The 15,689-nt window shown below is 67.7% G+C and carries 16 protein-coding genes; 12 read left to right on the top strand and 4 right to left on the bottom strand.

Annotation, left to right across the window (positions count from 1 at the left end; translation table 11 throughout):
- The 10 genes from CKO28_RS22040 to CKO28_RS29200 form a co-directional block, all read left to right on the top strand.
- Positions 1-653 (top strand): IS630 family transposase (locus tag CKO28_RS22040; protein WP_200343050.1); only part of this gene is annotated, 653 nt, incomplete at its 5' end.
- Positions 654-760: 107 nt separating this feature from the next.
- Positions 761-964 carry a hypothetical protein gene (locus CKO28_RS22035; RefSeq protein ID WP_200343048.1) on the top strand — a complete coding sequence of 68 codons (204 nt, stop codon included), beginning with the start codon at positions 761-763 and terminating at the stop codon, positions 962-964.
- A gap of 50 nt (positions 965-1,014) precedes the next feature.
- A complete protein-coding gene (locus CKO28_RS22030; RefSeq protein ID WP_200343046.1) occupies positions 1,015-2,856 on the top strand; it encodes a DUF7168 domain-containing protein in 1,842 nt (613 codons plus the stop codon).
- A 433-nt stretch (positions 2,857-3,289) separates the two neighbouring features.
- On the top strand, positions 3,290-3,547 hold the full coding sequence (locus CKO28_RS22025; protein WP_200343044.1) for a FitA-like ribbon-helix-helix domain-containing protein: 258 nt from the start codon (positions 3,290-3,292) through the stop codon (positions 3,545-3,547).
- The gene (locus CKO28_RS22020) at positions 3,547-3,972 is read left to right on the top strand and encodes a type II toxin-antitoxin system VapC family toxin (protein ID WP_200343042.1); all 426 of its coding nucleotides are present in this window, start codon (positions 3,547-3,549) and stop codon (positions 3,970-3,972) included. Before CKO28_RS22025 ends, CKO28_RS22020 begins: the two co-directional genes overlap by 1 nt.
- Positions 3,973-4,306: 334 nt before the next feature.
- Positions 4,307-4,807, top strand: coding sequence for an IS607 family transposase (locus CKO28_RS22015; protein ID WP_274611046.1), 501 nt, complete (start codon positions 4,307-4,309; stop codon positions 4,805-4,807).
- A 456-nt stretch (positions 4,808-5,263) separates the two neighbouring features.
- Entirely contained in the window at positions 5,264-6,808 is a 1,545-nt protein-coding gene (locus tag CKO28_RS22010) for a Wadjet anti-phage system protein JetA family protein (protein WP_200343039.1), read from the top strand.
- Positions 6,801-7,493: a DUF4194 domain-containing protein gene (locus tag CKO28_RS22005; RefSeq protein ID WP_200343037.1), complete on the top strand. Its 693-nt coding sequence runs from the start codon at positions 6,801-6,803 to the stop codon at positions 7,491-7,493. Before CKO28_RS22010 ends, CKO28_RS22005 begins: the two co-directional genes overlap by 8 nt.
- Positions 7,493-11,008 (top strand): SbcC/MukB-like Walker B domain-containing protein, encoded by a 3,516-nt coding sequence (locus CKO28_RS22000; protein ID WP_200343035.1) that lies wholly within the window; start codon positions 7,493-7,495, stop codon positions 11,006-11,008. Before CKO28_RS22005 ends, CKO28_RS22000 begins: the two co-directional genes overlap by 1 nt.
- Positions 11,008-12,192 (top strand): Wadjet anti-phage system protein JetD domain-containing protein, encoded by a 1,185-nt coding sequence (locus CKO28_RS29200; protein ID WP_200343033.1) that lies wholly within the window; start codon positions 11,008-11,010, stop codon positions 12,190-12,192. The genes CKO28_RS22000 and CKO28_RS29200 overlap by 1 nt, the downstream gene beginning before the upstream one ends.
- A 70-nt stretch (positions 12,193-12,262) precedes the next feature.
- Here the strand turns inward: CKO28_RS29200 and CKO28_RS21990 are convergent, their stop codons facing one another.
- Positions 12,263-12,532: a hypothetical protein gene (locus CKO28_RS21990; protein WP_200343031.1), complete on the bottom strand. Its 270-nt coding sequence runs from the start codon at positions 12,530-12,532 to the stop codon at positions 12,263-12,265.
- A complete protein-coding gene (locus tag CKO28_RS21985; protein ID WP_200343029.1) occupies positions 12,507-12,884 on the bottom strand; it encodes a type II toxin-antitoxin system death-on-curing family toxin in 378 nt (125 codons plus the stop codon). Before CKO28_RS21985 ends, CKO28_RS21990 begins: the two co-directional genes overlap by 26 nt.
- A 42-nt stretch (positions 12,885-12,926) precedes the next feature.
- Between CKO28_RS21985 and CKO28_RS28115 the strand changes: the two genes are divergently transcribed.
- On the top strand, positions 12,927-13,067 hold the full coding sequence (locus tag CKO28_RS28115) for a hypothetical protein (RefSeq protein WP_207168903.1): 141 nt from the start codon (positions 12,927-12,929) through the stop codon (positions 13,065-13,067).
- 638 nt (positions 13,068-13,705) lie between these two features.
- On the opposite strand, the gene CKO28_RS21975 is transcribed toward CKO28_RS28115, so the two are convergent.
- Positions 13,706-14,524: a HEAT repeat domain-containing protein gene (locus tag CKO28_RS21975; RefSeq protein ID WP_200343025.1), complete on the bottom strand. Its 819-nt coding sequence runs from the start codon at positions 14,522-14,524 to the stop codon at positions 13,706-13,708.
- Between the two features lie 329 nt (positions 14,525-14,853).
- Between CKO28_RS21975 and CKO28_RS21970 the strand changes: the two genes are divergently transcribed.
- The gene (locus CKO28_RS21970; RefSeq protein ID WP_200343023.1) at positions 14,854-15,111 is read left to right on the top strand and encodes a WGR domain-containing protein; all 258 of its coding nucleotides are present in this window, start codon (positions 14,854-14,856) and stop codon (positions 15,109-15,111) included.
- A 288-nt stretch (positions 15,112-15,399) separates the two neighbouring features.
- On the opposite strand, the gene CKO28_RS21965 is transcribed toward CKO28_RS21970, so the two are convergent.
- On the bottom strand, positions 15,400-15,689 hold a 290-nt coding region (locus tag CKO28_RS21965; protein WP_200343022.1), incomplete at its 5' end, for a hypothetical protein.

Below are 15,689 nucleotides of genomic sequence, written 5' to 3'. Positions count from 1 at the left end.
CTCGGGTTTTCGCACATGACGGCCCGGCCGCAGCACGTGGGCCAGGACCCGGAGACGATCGAGACGTTCAAAAAAACTTCCCGGCGACCGTCGCAGAGATCATCGCCAAGCTGCCCGGCGGGGTGACGCCGGAGATCTGGTTCCAGGACGAGATGCGGGTGGGGCAGAAGAACCCGCAGGTGCGCCAGTGGGCGCCCACCAGCACGCGTCCCCGTCAGCCCGCCGACCAACGGACCAGCTCGGGCTACGTTTTCGGCGCGGTCGCGCCGGAGCGCGGGGTTGGAGCGGCCGTGGTGATGCCGCGGGCGAACACGCGGGGGATGCAAGAACATCTGGCCGAGATCAGCCGACAGGTCGGGTCAGAACGCCACGCCATCCTGGTCATGGACCAGGCCAGTTGGCACACAACAGAATCGCTCCGTGTGCCCGCTAACATTTCGATCGTGCTTCTGCCGCCGAAGTCTCCGGAACTGAACCCTGTCGAGAAGGTCTGGCAGTATCTGCGCCAGACGTTTCTCTCAAACCGTGTTTTCGAAGGCTACGATACGATTGTCGATGCCTGCTGCGACGCTTGGAACATATTCATGGAGATGCCGGAAACGGTTACCTCGATAAGCTACCGTAGCTGGGCCGCGATAACGACATCTCCATGACCGCTGGTATTAAGAACAACCGGGCCTTAATAGGGCGAAACCCGCACGCAGCGCATCTGCATCGTTCGTGCGTAGCCTCTCCACGCTTGAACGAGCGGGACGGGCTGATGAGCGACGGTGTGCAACGTAATGGGCAAGCTGATGGGCCCACGTACCAGCGGATGGAGCTTGCGACGGGCACGTCGCGGCGGCGGTCCTGGACGCCGGCCGGCAAGGCGGATCGTTTTGCCTCAGGTATCAAGACCACGAACAACCACAAGATGTGCGCAATCATAAGGCGATGGATCGCAGAACTTGGCGAATCGACCTGAAAACGCGATAATGGGGGTGTGTTTTACGGCGAACAGTTCGGGAGGGGACGATGAGCCTCAGCGCCGAGGCGACGGCGACGGCGACGGCGACGGCGACGGCGACGGCTGCGGCGGAGCTGACCGATCCCGAGGTGCGCACGGCTGCGATGGCGGCGGTGCAGGAGCGTGTTACGGCGCGCGTGCCGGAGGCGCGCCTTCAGCAACAGATCAAGCGACTGTGGCCGCGCCGCCTGGGCCCCCCGGAGGCCGGCGACCACGTTTATTTGCTTGACTTGGCATACGACTTGGTGCTGTTCGCGCGCGATCCGAAGGGCCGGAACGCCTTCGACCGGCTGGCGCGCGCCCGGCCGTTCTCCGCGGGGTCGGCCGAGGCGGCGGCCTTGGAGTTGATGCGCGGCGCGCGTCCCGTGGCCATGGAAGTGATGGACGTGGACATGCTCGGCCGTGTCGAGGCCCGCGATCTCGTCTCGGACGAGCCCGTTCATCTTGACCCGTGCGTGGTCGCGCCAGGCGACCGGCTGTTCGGGCGCATTGCGCGTCTCAGCGACGGGCAGATCGTCGACATCGGCCCGCTTCTCTGGCTGCCCGATGCCACGTGGCCGACGCTCGACCGGCACCTCCAGGACACCGCGGCCGGCACCTTCAAGCGCCCCGAGCGCAGCGCGGACGCGGTCTGTGCGGCCGCGGTCGTCGCCGCCGTCGAGACGTTCGGCCGATTGGGCGACATCTGTCTTGACCTCTTCCAGGTGGAGACGACAGGGCCCGCCGATGTCGCGTTCGTCGACGGCGGCTGGCGCACCGGGGCCAACACGCCGGAACCGGTCCGCGAGCTCCTCGGCGTGGCGGACCGGTGGGCGGCGCGCGACAGCGCGGCGCCGGAGCGCGCCGATCCGGCCGGCGCCCGCTGGGTGCGGGGCCATGTGACGCCGAACGAGGTCTACTGCCTGGCGGCGCTGAGCGATCACGTGCCCGCCGATCACCCGCAACTCCGGGCGATCGAGGCCCTCATGCGGATCGCGCTGGATACCATCGAGCGCCGGGCCGAGGTCGGGCTCGGCGACGGCATGGCGGGGCTGGAGCGCGAGCTCGACCGCCCGGGCGAGGGCCTGACCGAGACCGCATGGGCCCGCCTGCAGCGCTTGCGCGCACAAGTCGGCGGGCGCGCCGCCGCGCCCGATCCGGACCTCGACCGGGTGATCGCGCGGATCAAGGCGCTTCAGGCCAAGACCCAGGCGGCCGGCTGCACCGAAGCGGAGGCGATGGCGGCCGCCGAGAAAGCCGAGGAGCTCCTGCGGCGCTACGACATCGACCAGGCGCCGGCGATTGCGGAGAGTTCCTGCGTGCTCGCGCGCATCCCGACCGACCGCAAGCGCCGGGACGGGCTGGACGCCTGCGGGCCCGCGATCGCCACGTTCACGGCCTGTCGCCACTGGTTACAGGAGGCGGCCGACGGGCGGCTCACCCACGTTTTCTTCGGCATGCCCGCCGACGTCGAAGCCGCGCGCGTGCTGTACGACGTGATCGCCGAGACGTTCGCGGTCGAGACAGCGGCGTTCAAGGCCGGGGCGACGTACCGGGCGACGCCGAGCCCGGACCGCGGACAGGCGACCAAGTCGTTTCGCTACGGCCTCGCGGACGGCATCTGCGGCAAACTGCACGCGCTGGCCGACCAACGCGCGCAGCAGACGCAGAACTCGACCGGGCGTGACCTCGTGCCGTTAAAGGCCGAAGCGATCGACGCGGCGTTGGAGCGCCTGGGGATCGCCTTCCGGTCCAAACCCGCCGGCAAGCGCTACGTCGACCCGGACGCCTACGCGCGCGGCCGCACGAGCGGCGCGGCCTTCCAGCCGGAACACGCGGTGGATGGGTCCGTCGAGCGCGCGACTGGTTGAGGCGGCGCAGCCGCTGCGCACGGGCAAGCTCCACCGTTCCTAGACCCCGTATCCGACGTATAGGCCCGGGTCGCTGGGGAACGGCAGCCCCGGCTGATGTCCGGCCGGACCTGGTCAACCCAGCGGGTATTGGATCCACCGCGCAGGCCCGGCTCTACAGAGCCGCCCCGGTCCGGTTGCCTCCGGACCCGGATGCCGCTGTGTGCTATTGATTCTTCGACGGACGCCGCGCGCGTCCCGCCATCGGCGCCATACCTGACTCGGCTCAGGCTGCGCGGCTGAGACGTGCGGGCGAGCGTGCGACCCGAAAAAATACACCTGCATTTAGGAGATTGTAGCGCTGATCGGGTCGAGGCCTTGGGCCACGGACACGTCGCCTTGCGACAGTCGCATTCGATGCCTACAGTGCTGTCAACGATTGCAGGAGTAAGCCATGGGAACGATGACGATCCGCGGACTGGATGACGACCTGAAAAAGCGCCTGCGTTTGCGTGCGGCTGAGAACGGCCGCTCGATGGAGACTGAGTTACGCGAGATCCTCAGGGCCGCGCTGGCCGAGCCAGCCGATGCCCCGTTCGATCTGGGGTCTCGGATCCATCGCCGCTTCGCCGAGGTTGGCGGTGTGGATCTGCCAGAGGTCGAGCGCGGGGCCCCGCGGGATGTTCCGGATTTCTCGAGCAGGCCGGATTGATGTTCGTCCTGGACACCAACGTCCTCTCGGAGGTCATGCGTGACGTGCCCGCGCCGGAGGTCATGCGCTGGATGGGGCGTCATCCGGATCAGGGCTTGTTCACGACGACGATTTGCGAGGCGGAGATTCTGTTCGGCCTGCAGACCATGGCCGACGGGCGGCGTCGCCGGTCGTTGTTGGACGTGGCTTCCACCGTCTTCTCCGTAGATTTTCGGGATCGTGTTCTGCCGTTCGATCGCTGGGCCGCGAAGGCCTATGCGGAAGTCCGATCCGATGTCCGGCGCCTGGGGCTGGGGGAAAGCGGCAAAGAGGCCGACTTCCAGGTGGCTGCGATCGCGAAGTCACGTGGCGCGACGGTCGTGACGCGCAACGTGAACGATTTTGACGGCGGTGGCGTCGATGTCGTCAATCCGTGGGAGGCCTAGCTGTTCCAAGTATCGGTCGCTCACAGCGACGCGCGCGGACGTCCGGCTCGACGGAGCGCGACATCCGCCGCCCGGTTGCCCGCCGGAAGCTCTACGGCGGCACCGCCAGCGACCGCGGACGTGATTGCCGGGACGGTTTCTTCGGGCTGATCGACACCTGCGACAAGCTGGGTGTCTCGTCCTGTGATTACCGCGGCGATCGGCTCGCGATCCCGGATGCCCCGGACATCCGTCCGCTGCCCGACCTCATCCGAGCCCGGGCCAACCAATGTCTGCGGGCACCGGTTCTTGAGCGTTGACAGCCGCTGGGCGTCTACGTCGCTGAGGGCGTATAATGAAATGTTCGGTACGATCAAGTCACTGGGCTTCTGAACCCGGCGTTTCCAAGATGACGGCGTGGCGGATGGCGTCCAATGGGCGCATTGACGGCGCGTTCCGGAACGACGCCGGTCGCTGGAGGGTCGAGATCGACGATCCTGAGACGGAGACGGTCGCCTACGCCCGAGTGTCGTCGCACGAGCAGAAGAGCGACCTGGATCGGCAGATCGCCCGGATTGCGGAGTGGGCGGCCGGCAATGACATCAAGATCGACCGGTTCGTCCGTGAAGTCGGGTCGGGCTGGAACGATCAGCGCAAGCAGCTGACCAAGCTGCTGCGCGATCCCCGGTTCGTTCAGCTCGTCGTCGAGCACCGGGAACGTCGAGCGCGCTTCGGCATCCATGAGCTCGAGCACGCATTGGCCGCCTGCGGCCGCCATATCCGGGTCGTCGAGGACAAGGAGATCGACGACGATCCGGTCCGGGACAGACTACAGCATGCGCGCGTTCGACCGTGACATCGAACGCCAGGCGCAGGAAGGCAGCCGGGCCCTCATGAGTCGGATGGGATGGATCCCGTTCAAGGGCACGGCCGTGGAAGAGCTCTCGCGCTGGCACGCCTTCCGAACGGATCGACCGACGGGCCGCCGACCCGCGGCGGCAACCGCAACGCCGAGCCCAACGTGGGCCGAAACGAACCGGGCTTGTGCGGCGGCGGTCGGACGTATGTCCGGGGTGCCCTGGCCGACGCTGGCTGACGCTTAGCGCCCCCTCTGGAGTGGGGTCAGCGATCGCCGCGGGGCCGCAGCCTCCGGGGGATGCCGCGCGGCGACCGACCGGGGTTGGGCAAGCGGCGCGATCGGCGGTGGGGCGCGGCGACCCTCGGGACCGGAGACCGTCACTTCCCAAGACGCCGACCCAGTCTCTATGCTGATGCCCGTACCGCGCGAACGCGCGCAGATGGGAGCCGCGCGATGGCACTCTTCGGCCATCTGAACGATGACATCTTCCAGCTCTTCAGCGGATCCAATCGCCATCTCTACGCCCGCGTTCTGACGGCCGTGTACAACGAGTTCTACGGCGGGACGAGCTTCAGTTCGCCCTTGCGGGAAGACGTCATCTACTTCGTCGTCGACAAGGTCCGCGAGAACGCCGACCTGTGGGCCGACGAGGAAACGCTGGAGGATCTGCCCCCGCCGCCCGGCCGGCGCGGCAAGCGCCTGCGCCGCAAGGGCGCGCTCAACCCCGCGGGCGCCGACCTGCTCGCGCGCAAGGGCCATCACGTCTACGCCCGTCTTCTGCGCACGGGCTGGCTGGAGGAGGAGGATCACTTCCTGCGCACGCAGGTGGAGATGCCCCCCGCCGCGATGGCGCTGATGGACCAGCTCATCCAGATCGACCAGGGGCTGGACCAGCTCTTCGCCGGGGTGATCGCCGAGATCCGCGCCGCCCTCACGGCGATCAAGAACGGCGACGAGCGTTCGCTGCTCGCCCTGCCGAAGGCGTGCGAGACCGCGCTGGCGTTCGTCAAACGCCTCAGGGCCATCAAGTCGCAACTCCGCTACGTCCGCCGGGCGCTGATGGAAAGCGAGAACCTCGACGAGCGCCTGCGCTATTTCGTCGAGGAGTTCATCGGTCAGATCGTGATCACCGATTACCGCGCGATCATGACCACCGACCATCCCTACAATCACCGGGGCGACATCTTGCGGGCGATCGACGAGATCCGTGCGGACGACGTCGTCTTCAACGATCTCGCGCGCAAGTACATGGATGCCTCGATCGCGCACACGTACGCGGACGCCAGCGCGGAGGTCGCAAGCCACTTAACCCAGATCGAGAGCACCCTGAGTTCCGTCGAGGAGTTCATGTACCAGCTCGAACGGTTCCGCCGTCAGCTGGAGGACAAGCTGCGCAATACGGTTGAGTACATGGACCGGGCCGACGACCGCTACTGCGATCAGCTCGTCGGGCTCATCCAGCGGCTGGACCGCGTCGATCAGCGCAGCAAGGCCCTCGACCGGGCGCCCGGCGAGCCGCCGCTCGGCCTTCTGCCGGCCCCGCGGCTGTTCGCGCCCGGGCTCCTGGCGGGGCCACGGGAGAAGGCCGCGATCGTCAAGCCGCGCACGATCAAGAAGCGCAAGCCGGATCCGGTCCAGACGCTTTACAAGACCCTGTCCCGGGAGTTCGCCAACCTGTTCGCGCCGCAGCCCGACGAGAAGGTCGTGCGCTTCCTGGAGCGACGCGTCCCGCCGGACGGTACGGAGGCGCGGGACATCCACCCGACCACGCTCGACGAGTTCCTCGTCCTCGACGACGTCCGGCGCCGCCGGCTTGAAAGCAAGCCCCGGCCGCAGCCCGGCGCCAAGCGACCGTTCGGCCAGGGGTGGCCGATCCTGGAGGGGCGGTTCAGCGTCGTGCCCGCCCCGGGCTGGCACGACAGCGACTGGATGCGCTGCCCGAACTTCAAGATCCTGCGCCACGACAAAGTGGCCGGAGAGGAACGCCGCGATGCTTGATTTCCTGGAACTCGCCGGCTTTCAGGTCGACGAGCGGACCGCGCGCCGCATCCAGCAGGCCGCCCACGAGCTTTTGGACCGGCAGTTCATCCACGCCGGCGACCGCGGCGGCATGAAGCACTGGGAGGTGCTGACGTCGCCCCGGCACGAGCGGATCTTCGCCGCCTTCTTCGAGATGTGCGGGCGGAAATTCGTCAAGAACGAGCGCGAGCGCTGGGTCGGGGTGGTTCCGGACCTGGAGGCGATCGCGCTGCCCAACATGCTCCTCGGCCAGACCATCGTCGCCCTGGTCCTCGCCCTCGTCTACCAGGAGCACCTCAACGACGGCGAGGTGGAGAGCGGGGCGATCGTCCACACGGACACGGCCCAGGTGTTCGAACGGCTGGCATACGTTCTGGGGCGGGAACGCATGAAGCCGGCCGAGCTGCACGATCAGCTGCAGGAGTTCAAGCGGCGCGGCATCGTCGCCTTCGGCGAGCGTGACGACGAAACCGAGGCCATCGAGCTCTACATCCGGCCGGTGGTGAAATACCTCGTCTCCGAAGACGCCGCCGCGGCGCTGCGGAAGTTCGCCGGCGACGCCGAACGCGGCCTGGACGCGGCGGAAGACGAGGTGGCCGGTGGCGATCACCCGGACACCGCCACCGGCGAGGAAGCCGCAACCGACGGCACGGAGGCCGCCTGATGTTCGAACTCGTCAAGGCGTCGATCGTCAACTGGCACAACTTCGATCCGCAAGACGTCCCGTTCGGCCGCTTCTCCGCCATCGTCGGCCAGAACAAGGCGGGCAAGAGCACGCTTCTCGACGCCATCCAGGTCGCCCTTCTCGGCAACCACGGGAACTGGCGGGGCCTCAACAAGGCGGCCGGGGAAGACGGTGTCCGCAGCAAGCGCAGCGTGAAGGCGTACTGCCTGGGCTACGTGACGCCGCAACACCCGCCCCTGCGCGACGATGCGATCACCTGGGTGACGCTGCACTTCCAGGACACGGACACCCACTACGACTGCTCGATCGGCTGCTGCTTCGTCGCGTCGAAAGCGAGCGGGCAGAACGAGACGACGTATCTCTTCGTCGCCCGCGGCCTGGAGGTCGGCTACCGGGACGTCGTGCAGGACGTTGTCGACGCCGACGGCGAGGAGGCCCTGGAGCCGCTTCCCTTCGAGACGGTGATGAGCCGGCTGGAGCGGAAGCGCCGCGACCGGCCGAAGTCGGAGATCCTAAAGCCGCGGCGGGCCGAACACTACATGGGCGAATACATGAAGGCGATGAACGCCGGCGGCCGGACGCCGCAGCCCAAGCAGCTCGCCAAGGCCCTGGTGAACGCGGTCGCCTTCCAGACGGTTCCCTCGGACGATGCCTTCTTCAAGACCTACCTGCTCGAGGACAACCCGATCCGGATCACCGAGCTGCGGGAAGCCATCAAGACCTATCAGGGCGTGAACCAGCGCATCCAGCGGGTGAAGGAGCAACTCGGCCAGCTGAGAGAGGCCGACAGCGTGGCGGAGGAGCACCTGCAGGCGCAGGCCGACGGCGACGTGGAAACCTGGATGGCGGCCCGGGCGGGCGCGGCCGCCGCGGCTGAGTCCCTGCGCCGCCAGCGCCGCACGCGCCGGCGCAAGCGCCAGGAAGAGCAGGACAACAAGGACGAGAAAGCGCGCCTGGAGGCCTACCTCGAGGAGCTCGACAGCCAGCTGGACGACGTCAAGGCACGCATTTACGGCCACGGCGGCGATGCCCGCGGCACGCTGGATGCCCAGATGCGCGAGAAGAAACTGGAACGGACGCGGATCCGCGAACGCCTCGACGCGTGGTTCCAGGTCTGCACCCGTCTCAAGGTCATCGCGGGCGAGAACCTCCTGCCCGAGACCTCGACCTTCGCCCGCTTGCGCGGCCAGATCGACACGATCGCCGGCCTGACCGGCCGCGACCGCGACGGTTTTCCGCGCGACGCGGGGGCGCTGGCCGACGCGCTGCGGCGGCTGGCGGGCCTGGATCAGCTGCGGTCGTACCTCGGCGACCAGGCCGAGAGCGCGTTTTCCGAGGCGCGCGGGTTCGATCAGCAGCGGGCGACCAAGGAGAACCAGCTGCAGCGGGTACGGGCGGGCGGCGCCCCGGTCTCCGAGGACACCGTCGGGCTGATGGACGCGCTCGCCGAGCACGGCATGGCGCCGCAGGTGCTCTGCAGCCTGGTGCGCGTCACCGACCCGGAATGGCGGGAGGCGGCGGAAGCGCTGCTCGGCGCCGAACGCGAGGCGATCATTCTGCCCCCGGACCAGGTCGAGGGGGCGATCCGCTTGTGGCGGCGGCACAAGGACCGTTACCGGGCCTGCCGGATCGCGCGCACGGACAAGGTCGACGGGACGGACATCGCGCAGGAGCCGGGCGTGATGAGCTCGATCGTCGTCTCCGACGCGCCCCTGGTCATGGCGTACTTGCGCCGGCGGATCGGAAACGTCCGCCTTTGCCACCGGGTTGAGGACCTGCGTCAGCCCGGCCGTGCGATCATGCCGGACTGTCTCTACGACGACGGCTTGAGCGTTCGCCGCCTCAGCCGGAAGGGGCCCCCGATCCTCGGGCGCGATGTCCAACAGGGCGCGGCCCGCGAACTCGCGGCTGAGATCGACACGCTCACCCGGCAGGCTTCCGACCGCCGGACGGAAGGGCGCACGTTCAGCGCCGCGGAGCAGGCCGTGCGCAGTCTGGCGGAGATGCTGGGCGAGGCGGATCGCGAGCCCGTGGACCGTCTGGACGAGGCGCTGACGGCCGTGGACAGTCGCCTGGAAGAGCTGCGGCGACAGCGCGACAAGCTCGAGAGCGAGATCAATCCGGAGTGGGGGGAGGAGAAAAAGGCCCTCGAAGACCGGATCGCGAACGTGCGGGCGGATATCGCCGCGGCGCAGAGTGCCGCCGAGCGGGCGCGGTACGACGCCGAGCAGGCCCTCGAGCGGCTGAGGGCGGGCCAGGACACCGTGGGCTCCTACATGTGCTGGCGGATGCGCTACCAGGCGTTCTGTCGGGCCCGGCAAACGATCCCGAGCGCAGCGACCGCCTATCTGCCCGGATACCGGCAGGCGCTGGCGGCCTATGCGCGCCGGCTGGAAAAGACGCGCGAAGGTCACGCCGGGCTGGCCGCGGACGCGCGCAAGTACGCCGAGGCCAAGGCCGAGGCCGCGAAGAAGGCGGAACAGGCCTTCTTCGAGCGTCTGACTGACTACACCCGCGCCAACCCGGACAGCGAGGCGGTCAACTTCCGCCCCTCCACGCATACCGTAACGACCGTCAAGGCGTGGATCGACGACCGGATCGGCCAACTCGAAAACGACCGGCTGGTTCGCTACGACGCGGAGATGCAGGCGGCGTCGAAACAGCTCACGGAGGCCTTCCAGTCGTCCTTCATCTCCGAGATCCGCGGCCGGATCGAGCTGGTGAACCGTGAACTGGAGCGCATCAACGATATCCTGAAGGACCGCAAGTTCCTCAACGGGGAGCGCTACAAGTGGCGCAGCCGGCGCAACGACGATGCCGGCGAACCGTTCGCCCATCTGTTCCGGCTCGCCGATCTCGGCGGCGAAGACCAGCAGCGGTTGCTCAAGCTGTTCGACGACCACGACGCGAGCGAGGACGCGCTCCGGCCGGACGCGGAGTACGTGAAGGAGCTGCTGTTGTCCGAGGACCTCGACCTGGAGCGCCTCGAGCGCTACCAGAACTACTGGACCTTCTGGGTCGAGGTCGAGGACGAGGCCACCGGCAAGAAGTTCAAGCTGTCCGACCGGAAGGGGATCGAGTCCGGCGCCGAAGGGCAGACGCCGTTCTACATCATCATGGCGGCGGCCATCGCGGCGGCGTACCGCGGTGGCCGGCGACAGCAGACGACCGGCGGCATGGGCGTTGCGTTGTTCGACGAGGCGTTCTCCAAGATGGACCCGGCCAACCAGAAGCGCATGCTCGACTATTTCGGGGACGTGGGCCTGCAGCCGATCATCGCGGCCCCGATGTCCGGCTCCACCGCCCTGATGACGCGCATGGATACCGTCAACGAGGTCTGGCGGCACGGTGATTACGGGGAGATCGAGCCCCGTCATCCGCGCAAGCGCTTGCGCGAGGAGGTCGACAAGCGCGACCCGTCGGATCTCACGCGGGCGGAGCTGGAGCGCCTCCTGAACGCCGGCCGGGATGACGGTCAGGAGGCCGCGGAGTAGTGTCGGCCCGCACCGGTTTCAGCGACCCGTACCGGCTGCTGAACTGGATGCTCGACGTCCGCGAGCAACAACCCGAGCGCGGCCGGGATATCCTGGCCAAGGTCGATTACGATGCCCTGAGTTACGACGGCCTGCAGCGCTTCGACGCGGTCTTGGCGGCGGCCGAGCGGGTGGGGGCCGTCCGGCGGGAGTACGTGCGATCACGCCGGCCGGAGGAGGGGATCAAGAACGTCCGCTTGCTGGACGCCGCCAAGCTCTACGCGCATCTGGGCCGATCGCCGGCCGCGCACGAAGCCGAACGCGCGGCCGCCCCGCTTTTCGATCTGGTCGACGGGCGTCCGGCCTACATCCGAGAGGTTGCCAGGGACCTTTTAGATGCCTGGACCCGGCGCACGCGCGCCCACCAGATCGACTACTGCGACACGGCGACCGCGCGCACGTTTCTCGGATTGCTGTGCGGTTTCGACGACAACCTGCATGAGGGCGTGGATGAAAAGACCTTCTGCGCCCGCGCCGTGCGTGACAGCAAGGCGATCCGGCAGGGCGGACACGCCTCCCGTCTGGCGCGGGTCCTCGGACCGATCCACGGGGTCACGGGACCCCCAGAGGAGGTGCTGGAGACCCTGGGCATCCGGAAGTTCCCGACCCCGCTTTGCTTCCGCGGTCCGGTGGTCTCCGCGGGGATCCCGATGGACGGCTTCCGACCGTACGCCGCGATACCGCCGGACGCGGCCGATTCCGCCCACCCGAAGCTGACGCCGCGTTACGTGCTCTCCATCGAGAACTTCGCCAGTTTCAACCGTTACGTCAGAGAGGCCGGCGACGACGGCCTGATCGTTTACGCCGCCGGCTATCCGTCGCGGGCCACGATTACGTTTCTACAACGCATGGACGCCGCGTTGGACCCGGCCGTCGCGTTTTTTCACTGGGGGGATATCGAGGAAGGCGGGCTGCAGGCCTTCCGGGTGATCGAAAGCGCCTTGAACCGGCCGCTCACCCCCCACGCGATGGACATCGAGAGCGCCATCAAGCTCGGCTCGCCGACAGACAACAAGCCCCGTCTCAAGGGCCTTGGTGAAAGCGATAGTGCGATTGCGCCGCTTGCTGCATGGCTCGCAGGCGGCGAAAACCCGCACTTGCTGGAACAGGAAATGCTCGATCCCGTGCCTCCGATGGGATCTTGACCCGGCCTGAAAGCACGCGGCCAACCGGGCCCGAGTGCGATAGAAGTGATCCGGCCTTTTGCACACGTCTCTATGCGACAGGTTCAGGTTCAGGTGACCGCGCGCCGACCACCGGCTGGCGTGAACCTGGCCGGCGGCTCAGGTCCGAGTGCGTCAAGTCCAGGCGCTTGACGATCAGCGTCTCGGGTCGTTTGAGGCGTAACAGCTGCTCTAGCACCCGGCTGATCTCGGTGGCGACGTAACCCTGGAGCTGGCGCACCCGGGCGATATGATCGATCTGCCGGTCGAGCCTGGCGAGGTGACCCAGAACGTCGTTACCCTTGCGGTTCCGTGTTTTCACGCAGCCAGGCATCTAGAACATCAAAGCTGAAGGTGCCCGCGCTGTAGTGGTGGTCGAGAAACACCCATAGGTCATCGTCCCCGGCGGTCATGCGGATACCGTTTATGGCAAGGAGGGTGTAGGCTGCCGCCAGAGCGGTGCGCTTGTTGCCGTCCACGAAGGGATGGTTCTGCGACAAGCTCTCCCAGAGGGCCGCGGCCTCGGCGATCAGATCCGCGTAATAGCCGGTTTGAGGCCGGTACAAGGCGGCTTCAAGTTGTCCGGGATCGCGCAAACCCGGGGATCCGCCGTAGCGTTCTATCTGGTCAGCGTGGATGGTTTTGATCTCGGCGAGCGTGAGATAATCAGTCACCGCCTAGCGCGCCAACTTCTTGTACACGGACGCATAACGGGCATGGCTACCCTCGTAGGCAGCCATAACGTGCGGACGGGCACGCTGCTGGTGCCGATGCTCGACGTAGTCGGCGAACGCCTCGTTCACGAGCGCCTGGAGATGACGCCCCTCGCTTTGGGCAAGCGCGCGCATTTGCTTTAGCAACTCCGAGTCCACCTGAGTGGCGAATTTCTCGCGAGCCATGTTTCAACTCCGTGTTTAACCAGTCACTCGCCTGATATCATGATGTATCATGAAACGTCAAGGTAGCGACAGCAACGGGCTGCAGGACAGGGATTTTACAGGCTCAGACCGTGGGTCTGGCTCGATTTGTGGATCGGCTGTCAAACGGCGTGCGGTAACGGCGCTGATCGGGCATCACAAGCTGTTGAATTGAATCGATTTCGACGGCTTGAGGCTGTGGATCGGCGTGGGGTCACCCCGCCGATCGGCGCCGCAACTTACTGCGAGAGAACACTTTTGCGGGGCGAGACGCTGTGCCGTTTCACACCCGCCGGGCGATGGGATACGGCGAGCGTCTCGTCTGCACGCGCCGTGGTGCCCTCGTCTCAGCCGCGCAGCATGAGTCGAGGCAGGTATGGCGCCGATGGCGGGGCGCTCACCCGAGGCGTTCGCGGGAGACACACCGTCCCGCCGCGATGTCGGCGTCCGGACGCAACCGGAGCGGGGCGGCTCACCGGAGCCGGGCCTGCGCCGTGGTCTCGCCACCCGCTGTGTCCACCCGGCCCGGCCGGACGTCAGCCGGGGCTGCTGTTCCCCGGCGGCCCCTGTCTGATACGTCAGGTGTGGGATTCAGGAACGGTCTTAAAGGCCGCACCCGTCGCCAGCTCGTCCAGGATCTCGTCGGCCAGTTCCTGGTCCGACGGCGCGAGCGATGGACGAATGCGTCGGAGGACGACAGCGCTTTCGCGGTCGGCGACGTGCCCCAATGCTTCTAGCAGACGGGTCGGACAGTTGCCCGCTCGTGTCGCCGATTCGAGGCGCTCTTCCACCGCGCCCCGGACCGATGCGTCGCCCAGGTCCGCGCACGCCAGCACGGCCGCCGTTCGCACCCATGGGGCCCGGTCGTGGACGCGTACGCGGATCGCCTCCAGGAGCCGACCGACCCCGCGCAGGCCGGCGACGCGACAGGCCGCCTCGCGTATGTGCGCGCTCGGGTCGTCGAGCAGCGCGCGAAGCGGCCGGTCGTCGGGTGTCGCCGCCGCGGCGACTTCGGCGCGGAGGAGGGCCGGCAGGGACGGCTCCGCGACCGGCCGGCGTCGGGCCAGTTCGGCCGCCGCCCGACGCCGCGCCGGGGCGTCGAGGCGTTCGAGCCCAGCGAGAGCGGTTTGCACCTCGGGCATCGGGCCAACGCTGCTCTCCCACGGACCGTAGTGGAGGCACACGGCCAGCAGGAGCGGCGCTGTGTCAGGGGCCGCGGTTGCGGCGAGCTCGCGCACCGTTTCTTGCAGCGTACGCAGAGGCAGGCGCCGGGTTCCCGCGAAATGCGCCCGAAGCGCGGCCGCCGCCCCGTCCGGCCTTGGCGGGGCGGCCGGCGGGCCTTCGGCCACGAGGTGGATCGGGTCGAAGAGGTCGAGTTGCACCGTGCGGTCTTCCATATCAAAAGCCCCCGCGACTCGCGCTAACGGCCCGTGTCCGTCCGGACCACCAGCAGTCTACGGGACCGCCGGCTGCCCGTCATCGTGCATGCGCGCGGCTAACGACCGGGCAGTGGAGACGGTGCCGTTCTTCCCATCCTAGACGGTTGGGATCACGAAGGCCCGTGGTGAGCCGACCCAGGCTCGGCCTTCCCGAGAATGCGTATCGACCGGCAGTTGGCTTGCGGCAAAGCACCAGCCGATGGCATAGGGTCACGGCATATCGATGGTGCCGGATGAATGGATGCTCCGGATAGATGGTGACCGGCCAAGGTTAAGGAAACTGTCGAATGGAAGGCTTGCCCGTGGATCAGCCCGATAGCGCCGATCTCATACGCGTCGGTGTCGCGAGCCACCAGGATCGCTTCTACCGCACGGTCGTGTGGGCGGACTTGTTCGGTGGCGTGTCGCTGGTCAGGGAATTCGGGCCGATGGGTCGACCGGGCCAAATGCGCCTGGACGCGCACGGCGATCACGACAGCGCGCGCAAGCGCATGGCCCGCCTCATCCGCGAAAAGGAGCGCCGGGGCTACCGACGGATCGCCTGAGCCCGCATCATGACAGGTCCTTAAACCAGCGGGTTGGTAACAACGGCCCCATCACATAGCCCGCGCATCGTTAAGCGACGGTTGGTCCACCCAGGAACACCGCGGCTTGACCGATGCCCATGTACATCCCGATCATCCTCCATTACCGGATGATCAGATTTTATCATCTATCTTGCCGGCTGCTGACAGCCCCTGGCGGTCGACGTCGCTGTAGCCCCGCGGCCGCGCAGCAATCGCTTCCTTGCATTTCGCCTGCTGAAACGCCCGGCCACGGCGCGTCCGCGCGGTTCATGCGGCTGACTGTACGCGCCCCTGCTCCGGATGCGCGCCGGCGCTGGCGGACTCGCCGACGGCCGCGCGTGCGGCCGCGGCCACCGCGCGCACGGTCGCCCGCAGGCCGTCGATCTCGCCGCTCGCCAAGGTTTCGCTCGCGCCCAGCGCCGCGGCGGTCCCGGCGGGCAGGTCGGCGCTGACGCTCGTGCGCTCGGCGAGGTCGAGGGCGTCCTGCTCGTCGAGCCCGTCAACCTCGACGTCCGGGTCGCGCATCAGCGCGATGGCGCGTACGGCCGCCGCCGCGG

Origin of the sequence: Rhodovibrio sodomensis (genome assembly GCF_016583645.1) — a bacterium.
In the GTDB taxonomy this organism is placed as follows: Bacteria; Pseudomonadota; Alphaproteobacteria; order Kiloniellales; family Rhodovibrionaceae; genus Rhodovibrio; species Rhodovibrio sodomensis.
This window is presented reverse-complemented; position numbering and strand designations above follow the sequence as displayed.

Excerpts from the sequence above, each read along its gene's own strand:
- CKO28_RS22020 (WP_200343042.1), top strand. The coding sequence starts at position 3,547 with ATGTTCGTCCTGGACACCAACGTCCTCTCGGAGGTCATGCGTGACGTG.
- CKO28_RS22015 (WP_274611046.1), top strand. The coding sequence starts at position 4,307 with ATGAAATGTTCGGTACGATCAAGTCACTGGGCTTCTGAACCCGGCGTT.
- CKO28_RS22000 (WP_200343035.1), top strand. The coding sequence starts at position 7,493 with ATGTTCGAACTCGTCAAGGCGTCGATCGTCAACTGGCACAACTTCGAT.
- CKO28_RS22005 (WP_200343037.1), top strand. The coding sequence starts at position 6,801 with ATGCTTGATTTCCTGGAACTCGCCGGCTTTCAGGTCGACGAGCGGACC.
- CKO28_RS28115 (WP_207168903.1), top strand. The coding sequence starts at position 12,927 with ATGGCTACCCTCGTAGGCAGCCATAACGTGCGGACGGGCACGCTGCTG.
- CKO28_RS22010 (WP_200343039.1), top strand. The coding sequence starts at position 5,264 with ATGGCACTCTTCGGCCATCTGAACGATGACATCTTCCAGCTCTTCAGC.
- CKO28_RS22035 (WP_200343048.1), top strand. The coding sequence starts at position 761 with ATGAGCGACGGTGTGCAACGTAATGGGCAAGCTGATGGGCCCACGTAC.
- CKO28_RS21975 (WP_200343025.1), bottom strand. The coding sequence starts at position 14,524 with ATGGAAGACCGCACGGTGCAACTCGACCTCTTCGACCCGATCCACCTC.
- CKO28_RS22025 (WP_200343044.1), top strand. The coding sequence starts at position 3,290 with ATGGGAACGATGACGATCCGCGGACTGGATGACGACCTGAAAAAGCGC.
- CKO28_RS22030 (WP_200343046.1), top strand. The coding sequence starts at position 1,015 with ATGAGCCTCAGCGCCGAGGCGACGGCGACGGCGACGGCGACGGCGACG.
- CKO28_RS21970 (WP_200343023.1), top strand. The coding sequence starts at position 14,854 with ATGGAAGGCTTGCCCGTGGATCAGCCCGATAGCGCCGATCTCATACGC.